Source organism: Myxococcus sp. CA039A (genome assembly GCF_013336645.1).
GTDB lineage: Bacteria > Myxococcota > Myxococcia > Myxococcales > Myxococcaceae > Myxococcus > Myxococcus llanfairpwllgwyngyllgogerychwyrndrobwllllantysiliogogogochensis.
In genome coordinates, this window is sequence record NZ_JABUMQ010000012.1 from 14453 (window position 1) to 30805 (window position 16353).

Sequence of the window (16353 nt, forward strand, 5' to 3'; positions counted from 1 at the left end):
CCCGCACCACCGTCAGGGAACGACGAACTCCGCGGCGGAGCGGCGGCGACCGGCGACAACGGAGACCACCGCGCGCCCCTGCCCCACCGCCGTCACCCGGCCGTCCTGGGACACCGACACCACGGCTGCGTCCGACGTGAACCACTCCAGCGGCACGCTGTCGAGCACCACGCCGTTGCGATTGAAGGCCCGCGCCAGGAGCAACACCGACTGCCCCGGACGCTGGAACTGATGGTGGGTGAGGTTGAGGCCCAGGCGCGCGAAGTCCGCGGGCACCACCTGGACGGCGATGTGCCGAGCCAGATGCCCCAGGCTCGCGCTCACCGTGGCCGAGCCGGGCTTCACCGCCACCAACTGTCCCTCCTCTACCCGCGCGACCGACTCGTCCGACGAACGGAACTCCGGCACGGCGTCAGGAAGCGACGCGCCCTGCTCATTGCGCGCCACCACGCGCATCTTGATGACGCGGCCCACTTCCATGAAGTCGGCACCCGGCGCGCGCACATCCAACGAGTTCAGGATGATCAGGTCCAACGGCAGGGCCTCACGCACCTTGCCCCCCGTCACGCCGATGACCGTCTTGCCGGACTTGCGCACCGTCACCACGCCGTCCTGCACCAGCGCCACATCCGTCGCGGAGCTGGTCCACCGCAGCTTCGGCTCGGACATGCGCTGACCCTCGGCATCGAGGACCGTGTAGTCCAACTTCACGTTCTGCCCCGGCGTGCGCAGGAACTTCGACTCCAGCGGCTGGAAGGTCAGGGACTCGGGCGACGGCCCACATGCGCCCAAGAGGCCGAGCGCGAGAACAAGCACGGAACGAAATAGGAAACGCGGCGTCTTCACGGCGGCGGAGACAGACAACGAAGCGGGGTGGGAGTAGCGCCCATTTTAACCACGCCCCTCGCCCCGCGTGTGAACCGCGAGGCCCTCTTCTCACGGCCTCCGCGCCCGATGCCGTCCGCAAGGCACTCGTCCAGACAGGCGGTATCCGCTCGCCCCCTCAGGAGAAGAGGAAGTGGGGGACGTTGAAGTCACTCTCGGTGGAATCGAGGGACGCGACGATGTTGAGCCGCTGCCCGGGCTCCGCGAGGTCGACGACGCAGTCCGCCTTCGTCTTTCCCGCCCCCTGGATGACCCGGACGCGGGGTCTGGCCGCCTGCGCCGAATCCGTGGGCACATCCATCACCACGCCCAACTGCCCCCCAGACAGGCGCACCAGCGTCCCCACCGGGTAGAAGCCGGCCACCGCGGTGAACAGGCGGACCACCCTCGCATCGAACCGGGTGCCCGCCCGGTGGGTGATGAGCCGCAGCGCCGTGTCCGGTGCCAGCCCAGGATGAGGCGGCGCCGGAAACGTCAGCAGGTCGAAGGCACAGGGCACCGCGAGCAGCCGCCCCGCAAACCCCACCGGCCGATGCACCGGTCCACTCCACGCCGGCTGGAGGCAGTCGTGCGCGGCCACGACACGTTCCAGTCGACTGGCGTCCAACGGGCGCTGCAACAGCCGGAGCGCCGTCTTCAGCGGGCCCCGCCGCGCCAGCAACTCATGGGAGGCGCGGTCGAACTCCTGCTCCGGCGCGAGCGTGGTGGCCCCCCGCCCCAGGTCATGGAACAGCCCGCTGAGAGCCAGGTCCAACTGCTGCGCGCGCGACAGCCCCATCCGCCGCGCCATCAACAGCGACAGCACCGCCACCGCCGCTCCGTGCTGCCCCCCATCCACGTCTGTCCGGCGAAAGCGCGTGAGGCCCACCAGGAGCGACTCGTGGCCCACGGAGGACTCGGCCAGACGCAACAGCACGCGGCGGAAGCGCTCGACGCGCACCTGTCCCTGCGAGGTGATGACGTGCTTGAGGAGGACGACGAGCCGCGCGTAGTAGCGCAACATCACCTCGCGCGGGGTCAGCACGTTCGTGGAGGACAACACGTCGCGCAGGCGGATGGGCCCCAGCTTCTCCTGGAGGATGGCCCGCGGCTTCCGCGCGCGCCGGTGCTTCTGGAAGGCGACGAGGAAGGCGCGCAGGTGCTCACGACGCAGGCCCGAGCCGAAGGAGATTTCCTGCACCTGGAGATGCTCCAGATAACGCCGCAGCGAGACGGCCGTCTCCAGATGCTCCTCACCCAGCTTCATCCTCGCGCCGTTGAGGAAGGGGATGCCGCCCACGCATTGGAGTTCCACCGACTTCTGTCCCCGCAGCTCCGCGTCCAGCAGCGAGCCCAGCTCCTCGAGTGCCTCCTTCACGCCCGCGCTGTCCACGTCATGCAGGGACACCGTGTTCAGACACCGAACGACGACGCCCATGAGCCTCGGGCCCACCTGTGCCGCGTCCTCCCGTGTCGTCGACGTGTCCATGTCTCCGCGTCCCCCGACGTCCGTCCGTCGGCTTCAGCCCACCGGGGCCAGTTGCGCCAGCGCTTCCCGACAGGCCTGTTTCAGATTGCGCGGCGCGAAGAGCTTGTTCGCCACCGCCTCCAACAACGGCCGGGCCCTCGGGTCTCCGAGGATGCCGATGCAGTGCGCGCAGTGGGTCTTCAGCTCGATGTCCTGCGCTCGCTCGAAGGAAGACCGCAGCGCAGCACCAGCGAGGGGGCCTCCCAGGTCCGCGAGCGCGCGCAGCACCGCCATGCGCTCGCGCAGCTCCATCCGCGCATCGAGCCGGGACACCAACGGCCCCACCGCCGCATCCACGCCGTAGCGCACCAGCAACACGAGCGCCGCGCCACGCACCCCCACCGCGGGGTCCGCCAGGAGCTTCAGGAGCGGCGAGCGCTGGGCCTCCACGTCGCGAGGACTCAGCCGGGACAGCAGCGCCGCGCGCACCTCCGGTCGGGGATGTCCCAGCAGGGCCGCCGTCAACGGCAGCGCCTCCGGTCCCGACTCGCGCAGGAACTGCACCCAGTCCAGGTCCGCCTCGCCCAGGGACGAGGCCCGCGCCACCAGGATGTTCAGCGAGATGCCCCGGCGCACGAGCAGCTTCGCCAGGGCCCCACGGGCCTCGGGCGAGGGCAGCTCGAAGAGCAGGTCCGTGACGCCCTGGAGCGCATCCCGAGGCAGCGCGCTCACCAGCTCCAACACGCGCAGCAGCAAGCCCGGCTGGGCGGTGGCCTGGGCCAGCGCGAAGCGCGTCTTCTCCCGGAAGAACAGCCGAGTGACGGCATAGAGGTCCGGCGTGCGCGCGTCCGAGGCCCGAGCATCCCGCGTCATGCCCTGCACCACCTGCGACAGCTCCGTCCAGCGGCCATTCGAGACGAGGCTGGAGAGCAGCTCCCCCATCCACGCCAGGAGCTCCGAGCGCTCCTCCTCGCGACACACCGCGAGCAGGCCCCACACCACCCACAGGCTCCGCTCGTGCACGCCTTCGCCGCCCCGCTCGCGCTCCAGCAGGGCTCGCAGCTCCGCCAGGTCCGTGTCGCTCGCGCCCGCGAAGGCCGGCGCTTCAGAGCGCACCAGGTCCTGTGCGCTGACAGGGGCCAGCACCTCCGCTTCCAGTCGTGCCAGCCACTCGTCGTGTCCCACGGGCCGACGGCGGCCGGAGCCCGAGGACTGGCGCCGCGTGAGCTCCGCGAAGAGCTGCTCCTCGCGCTCGGCCAACTGGGCTTCGGCCTGCGCGGACTCGCCCGTCTCCGCCGACGCGGGCACCTCCGCGACGACGAGCTCGATGTCCTCGAAGCCCCGCTCCCAGAACCACGTATAGAAGTCGTACTCCGGAGGCAGCGTGCGCTGTAGCGCGCGGTGCCACATCCCCAGGAAGGCGCTCAGCTCCTCCGAATCCAAACCCGGTTGCAGCAGCACCTCCTGTACACCTTCCAGGAAGAGGGGCCGCGTCACCGAGTCCTTCGCGGACGCCGACTCCACGAGCACCACGTCTCCCAGGAGCAGCGCCGAGGAGCGAACGTGCAGCACCACCGCCTCGCTCGTCACCTCGTGGTAGCGCCGCACCGCTTCGATCAATCGCTGTTGGACTTCCACCAGCGCGGCATGCCCCTCCGCGTAGAAGCGATAGGCGCCCAGCACCTTGTTCAGCGCGTGGCCCACCTCCGTCGCGGCGTCCCCCGGCGAGAGCGCGGGCAACCCCACGGCGCCTGGAGCTATTGTCTGACCTCTGGAAGCGGGAGTGGGCATGGCTGGCAATTCATTGGAGTCCCTCCACGACACTAAAGCCAGAATCCAAGCACCACCAAATGAAGGTTGTCTTTCATGAACGAGGCGCGTGGGCGCCCAGTGCCCCCAGGGACTGGGTTGCCAGGGCTTCGCCCTCGCGCCACCCAGCGAGTCGGGCGCGCTCCCGGGCCCGCTCCAATCGCTCACGCGCCTCGTCTGCCCTGCCCCCCGCACCGAGCAGACGCCCCACGTCGTAGTGGATGCGCGCGGCCTCCTGCGCATCGCCCCCTGCTCGGCCAGAACGAGCGCTCGCTCCAGTTCAAGGTGTCGTCTACCCCGCCGGCGCGAGCCACCTCAGGCGCGGCATGCTGCCCGTGGGACGAGGCCCCTGCGCCAGGGCCAGCGGCTGGACGTAGAGGCCCCGGCGCTCTCGCGTCCACCACGCTCCCGTGCGCCGACGCACCTCCGCTCCTGTCATCCGGTAGTCATGGAGCACCGCGCGAACCTGCCGGGGCGGCGCGTCCGGGAAGGGATTGCGCTCGAGCAATCCCAGCACCTCGGGAGCGCCTTCGAGCAGTCGAGCCAGGAAGGCGATGAACCAGCTCGGCGGAGAGGAGAGCGCGGCGAACCACATCTGCCAGTCGAGGCGAGGTTGGTGCGGGGCCACCTGCTTCGGCGGCTGGTCGACGTCGCCCACCTTGTAGCGAAAGCGATAGGGCTCCCAGTGCTCGCCGTCGTTGGACCCTTCGACGACGATTTCCGGTCGCTCCACCGTCATCACGCTGAACAGGCCATAGCGATTCACGGAGCGCAGCGGGCGCGCACAGCCGTGCAGCCACGTCAGGGGACGGAGCACTTGCTCCGGGAGTCGTGCACCTCGCTCGAAGCGCAGGAGGATGTCAGCGGCGCCGAGCAGGAGGAGCGGCGTGAGCAGGACTCCACTCCAGTGCGTCCGCGAGCGCGCCGGAGGTGGGCCCTCGGGAAGGAACGGAAGCATTCGTCGCAGGGCGGCGTCATCCAGCAGCCACACTCCCAACGCCAGGGACTGGAGATTGAAGAAGCCATAGTTGCCCGTGGCGGCGATGGCGGCCTGCAACGCGGAGAAGGCTCCGAAGGCGAGCTGTCTGGGTCGACGGGGTGTGAAGACGAGGAGCGGCACACCGGCTTCCAGCGCGAGCACCATCGCTGTCGAAGCCTTCTGGAGTGGCTCGGGCAGGTGGTGTGCGTACCAGCCGCCGCGCGTGGGCAGGGGCGCTGTCTCGTAGTAGTGCCGACAGGCTGTCAGCTCGCGCCACGTCCTGTCCCCCGACTGCCACTTGCTGACACCCGAGCCGAAGTAGAGGCGGAACACGAGCAGTCGGAAGAGGAACACGTCCAACGCACCGGGTGACGCACGGCCCAGGCCCGGGCGCAGTCCTGGTGGAGCGGTGAGCGCGGACAGCAGGCCCATCTCCAGCAACAGGACGTCCCACTGGAACGAGAGGAACTCCCGGCCCACCGCCGCATAGGAGAGATACAGGCCCCACAACAGGGCCAGCGCGCTGCGGGGCGCGACGTTGAAGAGGACCGCGAGGGAGAGGAGCTGACCCAGCGTGCAGCCCCGCACCAGCGCCGCGTCGGAAGCGCCGAACCAGAACACCGTGGGCAGTCGTCGCCAGCGCTCCCGCGCGGGTTCGGCCTGTCGCCGTTCCTCGCTGACCAGGTCCTTCACGGGGCGGATGCCTCGCGAGCCGAACAACCCCAATACCTGTCCTCGCAAGGACGTGAAGGCGATGAAGAACGTGCCGCCCATCAACCGGAGGAAGAGCCAGCGCACCTGGCGGAGGTCTCGCGGTGCCACGGTGCGGCCGAAGAGCCAGCGGTCCACCCGTGATGCCGCGCGGCGATTGCGAGCGATGACGCCGTAGGCAGCCTGGGACAGGCCCAGCACTCCGGGCAGCAGCCCCACTCTCGCCATGCCGTGCGTCAGCCAGCGGGGCGACCGGGTAAGCGCGCGGAAGACCGCCTCCGCGCCCTGCGACACGCGGCCCGAAGGCTCCACGAGCTGCGTGGCGCGACGCATGTTCCGTCGCGGGATGCCGAGCAGCAGGAGGAGCCAACTACGGCCTGGGAGGAAACGGACGCGTCCTTCGGTGTGCTGTGCCCAGCGCGCCACCCAGCGGCGGCAGAAGCCGCAGTCGGCGTCGTAGAGCAGCAGCGGTGGCGGACGCGTGAGCCACTCCCGGGCGGCGACACGTCCGTGCGTGTGAGAACCCACCATGGCTGAAGCATGGAGTCGGCGGGTGGAGTTGGCCGCCCTTTGGCGCGGAGGCGGTGGCCGCTCCGGGGCCGGGGTGCCGAGCGAGCAAGCGCGGCATCTCGTGGGAGGCCCTGGACATCGGAGCGGGGTGCCTAGCTTTCACGGCATGAGCGAGCCGAAGGGGAAGGCAAAGCGACTGGTCGAGGTGGCGCCTGGCATCCACCACTGGACCTTGAATGACAACCGCATCGGCGGCACGCGCAGCGATGCCTACGCGGTGGTGGATGACGATGGGGCGGTCATCCTCATCGACCCACTGCCCATCGACGAAGCGGTGCTGCGGGGACTGGGTGACATCTCCGCCATCCTGTTGACGGCGGGGAATCACCAGCGTTCGGCGTGGCGCTTCCGCAAGGCGTTCGGCGCTCCGGTGTGGGCGCCGGAGAATGCATACGGGCTGGAGGACAAGCCCGACTTCATCTACGTGGCGGGCGACACGCTTCCGGGGGGACTGCTCCCCTTCCACACGCCCGGTCCCGCGGTGGCCATGTACACGCTGTGGATGCAGAAACATCCGCGAGGCATTGCCTTCATCTCCGACCTGTTGACCCACGAGGGCAACGGCACGCCGGAGTTCATCCCCAGCGAGTACCAGGACGAGCCCCTTCGCACCCGACAGAGCGTCCAGCGCATCCTGGACCACCTGGCCGTCATAGACATCGTCTGCTTCGCGCACGGGGAGCCCATCCTGTCGGATGGAGCGAATGCGCTGCGGCGCGCGCTGCAGGAAGACATGGACGCTCCCGCCGCGCCGTCACCCTGAGACTGAAGTCCCCGAGTCACCAACGAGGACGGCTCAGTGCGCGCCCTCGCGAACCAACACGTGGCCGTCCTGGACACCTGGCGGGACGAGGTACAGCGCCTCTCCCGCTTCCGCGCGGTCCAACAGCGCGCTCAGTGCCGGCAGGTCCGTGACGGCGATGCGCCTCGTCGGCTCCAACGACAGTCGACGCTCCATCGCCTCCGCCACGCGCGCGCCGTCGGACACGTCCGTCTCGTAGACGAAGGTCCGCTCGCCGTACTCGTGTCCCCCGGGAACACGGCCCACCAGTCGCAAGGGCCCCAGTCGCGCGTGGACGCGCACACTCGGATTGTCCCACTGAGCCACGCCACGCAGCCGCGTCGCACGCAGCATGCGCAATGTCAGCGTCTTCACCCAGGCCCCCGCCCCCGTCCCCGGCAGGAAGCTCAACAACGACACGCCGATGAACAGCCCCGGCGTCATCGACGGCGCCGCGTAGTACGCCGCGCCGATGGCCGGCTCCTCATCCGCGAGCCCCAAATGCACGCGCAGCTCCGGCTTCAACATCCGCGCGGGGCAACGCAGCAACCCAATCGCTCCCGGCATCAGATACAGGTCCGACAACACCCAACGCGGCACACCAATCCCGCCAAAGGCGAACTGGTTCAACGCCAGATACTGCGTCGCCAGCTCCAGATTGCGCTCAGCGGGCATATACGTCGCCGGCAACCCCAAGGGCGACAGGCACATCGACTCCGCGTGTTCACCCGCGCCCAGCGCCATGAGCGACACGCCCGAATGCGCGGAGAAGAATGCCTCGGCCTGCTTCGCCAGTGCCTCGGTGTCACGCATCGGCTTCGATGTCCTTCGCCACGGCTGACAGTCTCGCCTCGTCCGGAATCCTCACCGCGCCGTCGTCCACCCACGCCCGCGACACGAGACAACGCGAGGAACCTCCGCCCTTCTCACACAGCTCGCTCATGTCGAGCGACACCACACCCATCCCCAACGCCTCCACCCGCGCCTTCACCGACTCCGGCACCACGGACGGCGCAAGCAAGTCCCTCCCCACCGGCAACCCATTGGTGGCATAGCGACGAATCTCGTCCTCCGTCACCGTGAGCAACCGCTGCTCACCGAAGCGCTCGCGCAGCAGCGCATACGACTCGGCGGCGATGACGTCCGGACACACCAGCATCCGGTCCACGGCGGGCAACGGCAGCAAGGCCATGTTGCCGTGAAACGCGGGCTCACGAACCCGAACCCGCACCACCTCGCCTGGAATCCAGCGCGACGCGGCCTCCAACCCCTCCAGCGTCGTGCGCCCACCCCAGAACAACAGCGTGGCCCCGTCGAAGTGCGCCACGTCGCCATGGGCCTCCCAGATGCCCTCACCCGGCTCCATCACCTCGAACCCCATGCGCCGCGCCAACGAAGCCCAGTGTTCCTTCTCCGCCTGACGGTGCGCGCTCATCATCCGAGGCAACACGAACGCCGGCGCCCCGCCCTCGCGCGCCACCACCTGTCCGCACTCCGCCGCGTACGGCATGCCCGTCAGCAGCTCCGACGGCGACGACAGCGCCACCACCGTGCCGCCACGCGCCTCGATGGCCCGCGCCAGCTCCAGCCACTCACGCCGGGCCTTGCGCGCATCCACCTGCCCCGCCTCGCGACTGCGGAAGTTGTTCCGCCCTCGCAACGCCCAGCCTCGCCCCGGGGGCGACATGAGGAAGAGTTCCATGACCCCTCCGCTTCTACCCCTCCCCCACGCATGACCGCCACACCACGTCCCGCCATTGAACGCTGGCGCACGCCTCGTCACATTCGCGCTGGCCCTCCGCACGACGCCAGGACAGGCTGCCCCTCACGTGGACGAGACGAGCCTGCCCGAACCCGAAGCCTTGCGGTCCCTCTTGAAGACCGCCCTGGAACTGCCACCGCTCCAGCCGCATGCGGCGCGGTTGGAGCGCCTCGTGGACGACTACGCGCGCGGCGTCGCGAGCAGGGACGCTCCGCTCTCCGTCGCGCTCGTGGGCGCCACTGGCGCGGGAAAATCCACCCTCCTCAACGCCCTGGCCGGACAACCCCTCTCCCGCGAGGGCGTGGACCGCCCCACCAGCACCGCCGCCACCGTCTTCGCCCCGGAAGGCGCCGCGGCGGACACGCTGGCCCAGACGGGCGCTCGCGTGGCGCGGTACGTTCCCGGCCCCCAGGCCCTCTGGGGCGGACAGGTGTTCATCGACACCCCCGACCTCAACAGCGTGGCCACCACGCATCGCGACGTGGCTCGCGCCGCACTGGAGCGCGCGGACGTGGCGCTCGTCGTCATGCACCGGGGCAGCGTCGCGGAGGCCACGCAGGTGGAGTTCCTCGCGGAGTTCGCCCGCCGCCGCGCGCTCGTCTTCACCCTCAACTTCGCGGACGAGCTGTCACCCGAGTCTCGCGACACGCTCAAGGCACAGGTGCGCCGCGTCGCCGCCGAGCAGTTCGGCCTTCCCCCTCAAGACGTCCCTGTCTTCGCCATCAGCGCGCTGGCCGCCAAGGAAGGCCGCGACGTGTCCGGCGAGTTCGGCCCGCTGCTCTTCCACCTGCGCGGGCTCGCCACCCAGGCCATCGCCGCGCGCGTGCGACGTGGCAACGCGATGGGCGCCTTGGAGGAAGTGTCCACCCGCGTGAAGGCCGCGCTCGACGAGACAGATGCACTGCTCGCTCGGACTCGCGCCGCGCTGGACTCCGGCCTGGCGAAGGCCTCCGACGGACTGCGCGAGGACTTCGACGCGCGACTGCGCCTGGCCCACGGACACCTCGCGGCGGAAGTGCGACGACAGGCGGGAGGCCGCTTCTGGGGCCCGGCGGCGTGGGGCCTGCGCCTGTCCCTGTGGGGCGCGAGCGGCCTGGGCGCGGCGGCGCTGGTGAGCCGACGCAGCCTGCCCGCGGGACTCGCGGTGGCGGCGGCCTCCACGGTGGTGGACGCGGTGCGCGGACACACACGCGCGCGGGCCGCGGAGAGCGCGGTGATTGAGCCCTTCGACGACGACTTCGGCGTGGAGTCCGCGGCGCGCACCGCGCTGGCCGAGGCGCGCAGCGTGGCGCGAGCCGGAGGCCTGGAGCCGTCGGTGCTCGGCGTGCCGGACGTGGACGCGATGCTGGAGGAGGTGCGCGCGGCTCGGGCCTCCGCGTGGCGCTACACGGCGACGACGGGCGTGGCGGAAGCGGTGGCGGGCTGGTGGCGCACCGCGCGCTGGCTGGTGCTGCCGCTCATCAACCTGCCGCTGCTCGTGCTGCTGGGACACGTGGGCTACCGCGTGGTGCGTGCCTACGTGGAGGGCCCCCTGTTGCCGCTCGACTACTTCGTCAACGCGGGAGCCCTCTTCGCGCTGCTCGCCGGGGCAGGCGCGATGCTGGCCTCAGCGAGTCTCGCTGGGGCCGCTCGCCGTGCGGGCGCCGGTGGGCGCACGCGCTTCGTCGAGGCCCTGGCCACCCTGGGCGGGCGGCTGGGAGAGGCCGTCGATGATGGCCTTCGCCCCGGGCGGGAGGCCGCGCGGCGCATCCTGGCGCTCCGGTGACATGGACACCACCGGCTGACCCGGCGTGTGCGAGCCCTCCGTCGCGGCCATGAGCGTGTCGCGACCGGAGTCACGGCAGATGGGCGCGGCCACGCGCGTCTCGCGCACCGGGTCTCCATAGCCAGCGATGCGCGCGGGCACGGACGGGTTGTTCCAACCCTTGCCCACCTCACGCGCCACCTTGAAGTGCAGGTGCGCGCCGCACGCCCAGCCGGTGGAGCCGGAGAAGCCGATGAGCTGCCCCTCCTTCACGCTCTCGCCGGGCTTCACCACCACGGCGCTGAAGTGCAGGTACTGCGTCTCCAGCCCGTCCCCATGTGAGAGGACGACGTAGTTGGCGTAGGGCGCGAACTTCTCGTCGCACCCGCCCTTCGAGCTGTCGCCGCGAGCCAGCCGCACCACACCTTCACGCGCGGCGACGATGGGCGTGCCTTCCGGCATCCGGAAGTCCCACGCATACGTGTCGTTGTGTTGGTGACTGCCTGTGTCGTGTCCCTGGCTCACCGTGTGGATGCGCCCACACGCGAACGGAACGCCGACCTCGGGCATGTCGCCCACAGGGGAGGCAATCGAGTTGGTAACCGCTGGCGCCGTGGCCAGGAGGGAGCCGACAAGGAGAGCGGAGGAAAGGTTCATATCGGGCCGGCGGACAACGGAGACAAGTGGCAGGGGTATTTCCTGGACCAATTATCTCGCGCCCGCGTGGCCTATCACCAGGGACCCCATGGCCCGCTCGCTCGTCCGTGGGGCCTGACGCCCTCGACGTCGAGTGACGAGTCCGCCTCCAGCGGGCGGGCACCTGTCTCCTCGCCTGCTCGACGAGGCGCCGCGAAAATGCCCAGGCGAGCCTCGCGCGGACGACGGCGCCCTCGTGTCTCACCTGCGCCACCATGGGTGGCACCGTGGATCACCCTCCCTCACCAGCAGCCGTGACATAGTGACTGGTCACTCATTAACATCGGAGTTATGCTTTCGGCAGATGGCCGTGAAGAGCGCATCCCCTACTGAAGGGCCACCCCGCCCTCCCCGCCGCACGCAGCAGGAGCGCCGCGAGACGACGCGCCGCAAGCTGCTGGACGCCACCATCGACACGTTGGTGGACGCGGGGCACGCGCGCCTGACGACGGTGGAGGTCGCGAAGCGAGCAGGCGTGTCCCAGGGCGCGCTCTTCACGCACTTCGATACGAAGGAGGAGCTGCTCGCCGCGGCGGTGGAGCACCTCTTCCCGCGAATCATCCAGGACTACCTGGCCGGTGTCGGCGCGCGGCCGTCGAGCAAGGACCGCATCGCCTCCGCCGTGGACATGTTGTGGGCCGCGTACCAGCGGCCAGAGCTTCAAGCGGCCATCGAGTTGTATGTGGCCGCGCGCACGGACACGGCGCTCCAGGTGGCGCTGGCCGCGGTGGATGGGCCGCACCGGGAGAACCTTCACCGGGTGGCGCGCGAGCTGTTCCCCGAGGCGGCGACCGCCTACCCGGAGTTCGACTCCGTGGTGGAGCTGGCGCTGGACGCCGTGCAGGGTGCGGCCGTCGGGGGAAGCGCGCGTCCGGATGACCCGGCCCACCGCCGCATGCTCGATGCCCTCACCCGCTTCATGCGCAGTGCTTTCTCTCCACCTTCGACACGTCGACCGCGCCAACGCCACCGCTCCTGAGCATCACGATGGAGGTGTCCCATGGACGCCGTACACATTCCCGACCTCATCACTCCCGCCATCCCCGTCTTCATCCTGACGGTGGTGGCCGAGGCGCTGTGGGTAAAGAAGCTGCGTGACGAAGGCCGCGAGGTGGCGGGACACACCCTGAAGGACTCGGCCGCCAGCCTCTCCATGGGCCTGGGCAACGTGTTCATCAACGTGGTCTGGAAGGGCATCGCCTTCGCCGGCTACCTGGCGCTCTACAACCTGACGCCGCTGCGCGTGGGCACGGGCGTGCTGGCCTGGGTGCTGCTCTTCTTCGCGGAGGACCTCTGCTACTACTGGTTCCATCGCGTCCACCATGAGAGCCGCTTCTTCTGGGCGTCGCACGTGGTGCACCACTCCAGCCAGCACTACAACCTGACCACGGCGCTGCGGCAGACGTGGACCAACCCCACGGGCTGGGTGTTCTGGGCGCCGCTGGCGCTGCTCGGCTTCTCCCCGGTGATGATTGTCGTCCAGCAGTCGGTGAGCCTGCTCTACCAGTACTGGATTCACACCGAGGCCATCCACCGGCTGCCGCGTCCGCTGGAGTGGGTGCTCAACACGCCGTCGCACCACCGCGTGCACCACGCGTCCAACCCGCGCTACCTCGACAAGAACTACGCGGGCATCCTCATCATCTGGGACCGGATGTTCGGCACCTTCGAACCCGAGGGTGAGAAGCCCGTCTACGGCCTGACGAAGAACCTCCAGACGTACAACCCGCTGCGCATCGCGTTCCACGAGTTCTTCGCCATCGCCAGGGATGCGATGAAGCCGGGCTCATTGAAGCAGCGACTGAGCTACGTCTTCCGCAATCCCGCGTGGAAACCGGACGAGCGAAGTGCGCCGCCCGGCAGTCCTCCGGCGACGGAGCCGGTGCGCCCTTCCGCCTGAGGTGAAGACCCTCCAGGGGTGCCCCTGACTCCCTGGGGAGTGGCGGGTGTTGAGCACTGCGCCCTTCCCGGGTGTCGAGTCCTCGCGTCGCGCGCGTGTTCGGCTTCCCTCACGCGAGCGGAGGCGCTAAGCCAGCCGGCACTTTTTTCGCGCGAGCACCCCCAGGAGGAGGACGAGTCATGACCGAGCGTGAGCTGTGGGAGCGGTACCAGCGGTATCTGAGCGTCGTCCCGTCGCTGGGGTTCTCCCTCGACGTCTCGCGCATGGGCTTCGCCGCGGACTTCCTGGAGCGGATGCGTCCGCGCCTGGAGGAAGCCTTCTCCCAGATGGAGGCGCTGGAGAAGGGCGCCATCGCGAACCCGGATGAGAACCGCCGCGTGGGCCACTACTGGCTGCGCGCCCCCGAGCTGGCCCCAGAGCCCGCGCTCTCCAAGGATGTCACCGACACGGTGGCCGCCGTCCACGCCTTCGCGCGCGACGTGCATGACGGAAAGCTGAAGCCACAGAAGGCGCAGCGCTTCACGCATCTGCTGTTGGTGGGCATCGGCGGCTCGGCGCTCGGGCCGCAGTTGGTGGCGGACGCGCTGACGTCGCGGGACGACAAGCTGCGGGTGTCCTTCTTCGACAACACGGACCCGGATGGGATGGACCGGGTGCTGGGACAGCTCGGCGCCCAGCTGGCCGAGACGCTGACGGTGGTCATCAGCAAGTCCGGCGGCACGAAGGAGACGCACAACGGCATGCTGGAGGCCGAGCGCGCCTATGTGGAGCAGGGGCTCACCTTCAGCAAGCACGCGGTGGCCGTCACGGGCGCGGGCAGCGAGCTGGACACACACGCGAAGAAGCAGGGCTGGCTGCGCACCTTCCCGATGTGGGACTGGGTTGGCGGACGCACGTCGGTGATGTCGGCGGTGGGCCTGCTGCCCGCGCGGCTCCAGGGCCTGGACATCGACGCGATGCTGGCGGGCGCCCGGGAGATGGACGTGGCGACGCGGCAGCGTGACGCGGTGAAGAACCCGGCGGCGCTGCTGGCGTTGATGTGGTTCCACGCGGGCGACGGCAAGGGCCTGAAGGACATGGTCATCCTTCCGTACAAGGACCGCCTGCTCCTGATGTCGCGCTACCTCCAGCAGCTCGTCATGGAGTCGCTGGGCAAGGAGAAGGACCTGGACGGCAAGGTGGTGAACCAGGGCATCGCCGTCTACGGGAACAAGGGCTCCACGGACCAGCACGCGTATGTGCAGCAGCTGCGCGAGGGCGTGCCGAACTTCTTCGCTACCTTCATCGAGGTGCTGAAGGACCGCGACGGCGAGTCGATGGAAGTGGAGCGCGGCATCACCAGCGGGGACTACCTGCTGGGCTTCATGCTGGGCACGCGCCGCGCGCTGTTCGAGAAGGGCCGCGAGTCCATCACCCTCACGGTTCCGGACGTGAGCGCGCGCACGGTGGGCGCGCTGATTGCCCTCTACGAGCGCGCGGTGGGTCTGTACGCGAGCCTGGTGCACATCAACGCGTACCACCAGCCGGGCGTGGAGGCGGGCAAGAAGGCGGCGACGAGCGTGCTGGAGCTTCAGAAGAAGCTCACTGCGCGCCTGCTGGATGCGCGTGCATCGGCGCGTTCGGCCGAGCAGCTCGCCAACGACATCGGCCAGCCCGACGAGGTGGAGACGGTGTTCAAGGTGCTGGAGCACCTGGCGGCCAACCCGGGGCGCGGCGTGCAGCGCTCGGGTGGCGCGAGCCCCTCCGAGGCTCGCTTCCAGGTGAAGTAAAGCGCACCACGACAGCCCGGCGTTCGTCCGCGCCGGGTTCTCGCGGGTTGCCTCAGAGACGCGCCTCTTCATGAAGCGAACCCCTCGGGAGCTCGCTTCGAGAGGAAGTGACTTGAGGCACGAATCCCGGCGTCCGTCCGCGCCGGGCTCCCGCGTGTCGCGTCAGCCCACGCCCCAGAGGCGACGCGCCTCCTCGGCGATGAGGTCCGGGTACTCCTCGGGGAAGAAGAGCTTCGCGCCGGGCACGCGCCGCACACCTCGCGAGGCGCCGAACGTCTGGTCCAGGTAGTCGGCGCTCGACTGCGAGAAGATGGTGTCGCCCGTTCCCCAGAGGATGCGCGTGGGCACGGTGCACTTCTGGAGCGCCGGCCCGATGCCCGCCAACGCGTTGGCCTCCAGCCCGAGTGTGTACGCATGCGCCTGCGCCTTGCCGCGCGGCGAACGCACGAGGGGCGCGAAGTAGTACTCGATGGCCTCGTCCGTGGGCTGGGAGGGATTCGAGTAGCACATGCCCCCGAAGCCCTTCTCGGAGCGCGCGAGCGCCTTGTCCGCGAGCCACGGCGCAAGCCACGCATCCACGTACTCGCCCTTGCGTGCCATCTCGATGACGGGCAGCACCGCGGCGGGCGGGCACTCACTCTCCACATCGCAGTTCGTCAGCAGCAGCGTCCGCACGCGCTCCGGATGCCGGGTGACGAGGAGTTGCGCGATGGCGCCCCCACTGTCATTGGCGATGACGTCGACCGACTTGATGGCGAGCCTGTCGAGCAATTCGACGAGCATGTCCACCTGGGCCTCGGGCGCGTAGCTCTGACCCTCCGCGACCTCGGTGTATCCGAGCCCCATGAAGTCAGGAGCGACACAACGCCGGTACGGCGACAGCCGCTCGATGGCGCCGCGCCACTGGAAGCTGTTCAACGGGAAGCCGTGAAGGAACAACGCGGCCTCACCCGTGCCGCGCTCGACGTAGGCGATTCGCCCGAAGCGACTGTCGAGGTAGCGCCGGGAGGCGTGGTAGGCCGCCGCGTCCAAGGTGCCACCCTGTTGCGCGGAGGTCCCGCCGGTCGCGCGAGGCACGCAGCCGGAGAGCGTGCTGGCCGCCAGTGCTCCCGTGGTGAAGGCGAGGAACTCCCTGCGACGCAGTCCGTGCGTCACTACGGGGTTGCGGGGCAATGCGAAGTCCTTGGAGCTCATTCCCGAAGTCATTTCCTGAAGGGGTGTGGAGCGCGGCGGGTGTCATGCCGTGCAACGGCGGGACTTGTAACCAGCTGACCCCAAGGCCACTTGGTGAAAATTGCTC

At 69.5% G+C, this 16353-nt stretch carries 12 protein-coding genes and 1 pseudogene; 5 read left to right on the forward strand and 8 right to left on the reverse strand.

The annotated features are described in order from the left end of the window. Positions 1–12: 12 nt before the first annotated feature. The 4 genes from HR086_RS03170 to HR086_RS03185 form a co-directional block, all read right to left on the reverse strand. A complete protein-coding gene (locus tag HR086_RS03170) occupies positions 13–816 on the reverse strand; it encodes an Ig-like domain-containing protein (protein WP_246137260.1) in 804 nt (267 codons plus the stop codon). Positions 817–1003: 187 nt separating this feature from the next. Continuing rightward, a complete protein-coding gene (locus HR086_RS03175; protein ID WP_174460765.1) occupies positions 1004–2353 on the reverse strand; it encodes an HD-GYP domain-containing protein in 1350 nt (449 codons plus the stop codon). A 33-nt stretch (positions 2354–2386) separates the two neighbouring features. Then, a complete protein-coding gene (locus tag HR086_RS03180) occupies positions 2387–4072 on the reverse strand; it encodes a HEAT repeat domain-containing protein (protein WP_174464836.1) in 1686 nt (561 codons plus the stop codon). Positions 4073–4433: 361 nt separating this feature from the next. Next, complete coding sequence (locus HR086_RS03185) at positions 4434–6362, reverse strand: lipase maturation factor family protein (RefSeq protein WP_174464837.1); 1929 nt, start codon at positions 6360–6362, stop codon at positions 4434–4436. Positions 6363–6507: 145 nt separating this feature from the next. On the opposite strand from HR086_RS03185, the gene HR086_RS03190 reads away from it, so the two are divergent. Then, on the forward strand, positions 6508–7164 hold the full coding sequence (locus HR086_RS03190) for an MBL fold metallo-hydrolase (RefSeq protein WP_174464838.1): 657 nt from the start codon (positions 6508–6510) through the stop codon (positions 7162–7164). Between the two features lie 33 nt (positions 7165–7197). On the opposite strand, the gene HR086_RS03195 is transcribed toward HR086_RS03190, so the two are convergent. Together HR086_RS03195 and HR086_RS03200 are read right to left on the reverse strand one after the other, a co-directional pair. After that, positions 7198–7995, reverse strand: a complete 798-nt coding sequence (locus HR086_RS03195; protein ID WP_174464839.1) for a hypothetical protein — start codon at positions 7993–7995, stop codon at positions 7198–7200. Further along, positions 7988–8884 (reverse strand): dimethylarginine dimethylaminohydrolase family protein, encoded by an 897-nt coding sequence (locus tag HR086_RS03200; RefSeq protein WP_174464840.1) that lies wholly within the window; start codon positions 8882–8884, stop codon positions 7988–7990. Before HR086_RS03200 ends, HR086_RS03195 begins: the two co-directional genes overlap by 8 nt. 127 nt (positions 8885–9011) lie before the next feature. On the opposite strand from HR086_RS03200, the gene HR086_RS03205 reads away from it, so the two are divergent. Further along, positions 9012–10709 (forward strand): GTPase, encoded by a 1698-nt coding sequence (locus tag HR086_RS03205; protein ID WP_174464841.1) that lies wholly within the window; start codon positions 9012–9014, stop codon positions 10707–10709. Between the two features lie 183 nt (positions 10710–10892). Here the strand turns inward: HR086_RS03205 and HR086_RS49145 are convergent. Beyond that, a pseudogene (locus tag HR086_RS49145) lies at positions 10893–11345 on the reverse strand (M23 family metallopeptidase); the annotation flags it as partial. A gap of 343 nt (positions 11346–11688) precedes the next feature. On the opposite strand from HR086_RS49145, the gene HR086_RS03215 reads away from it, so the two are divergent. The 3 genes from HR086_RS03215 to HR086_RS03225 all read left to right on the forward strand — a co-directional run bounded on the left by HR086_RS03215 (position 11689) and on the right by HR086_RS03225 (position 15053). Then, entirely contained in the window at positions 11689–12363 is a 675-nt protein-coding gene (locus HR086_RS03215) for a TetR/AcrR family transcriptional regulator (protein ID WP_141648158.1), read from the forward strand. A gap of 21 nt (positions 12364–12384) precedes the next feature. Then, on the forward strand, positions 12385–13284 hold the full coding sequence (locus HR086_RS03220) for a sterol desaturase family protein (RefSeq protein WP_174453971.1): 900 nt from the start codon (positions 12385–12387) through the stop codon (positions 13282–13284). A 179-nt stretch (positions 13285–13463) separates the two neighbouring features. Then, the gene (locus HR086_RS03225; RefSeq protein WP_174453970.1) at positions 13464–15053 is read left to right on the forward strand and encodes a glucose-6-phosphate isomerase; all 1590 of its coding nucleotides are present in this window, start codon (positions 13464–13466) and stop codon (positions 15051–15053) included. Positions 15054–15215: 162 nt separating this feature from the next. Here the strand turns inward: HR086_RS03225 and HR086_RS03230 are convergent, their stop codons facing one another. Continuing rightward, positions 15216–16247 carry an alpha/beta fold hydrolase gene (locus HR086_RS03230; protein ID WP_174464842.1) on the reverse strand — a complete coding sequence of 344 codons (1032 nt, stop codon included), beginning with the start codon at positions 16245–16247 and terminating at the stop codon, positions 15216–15218. Positions 16248–16353 lie beyond the last annotated feature (106 nt).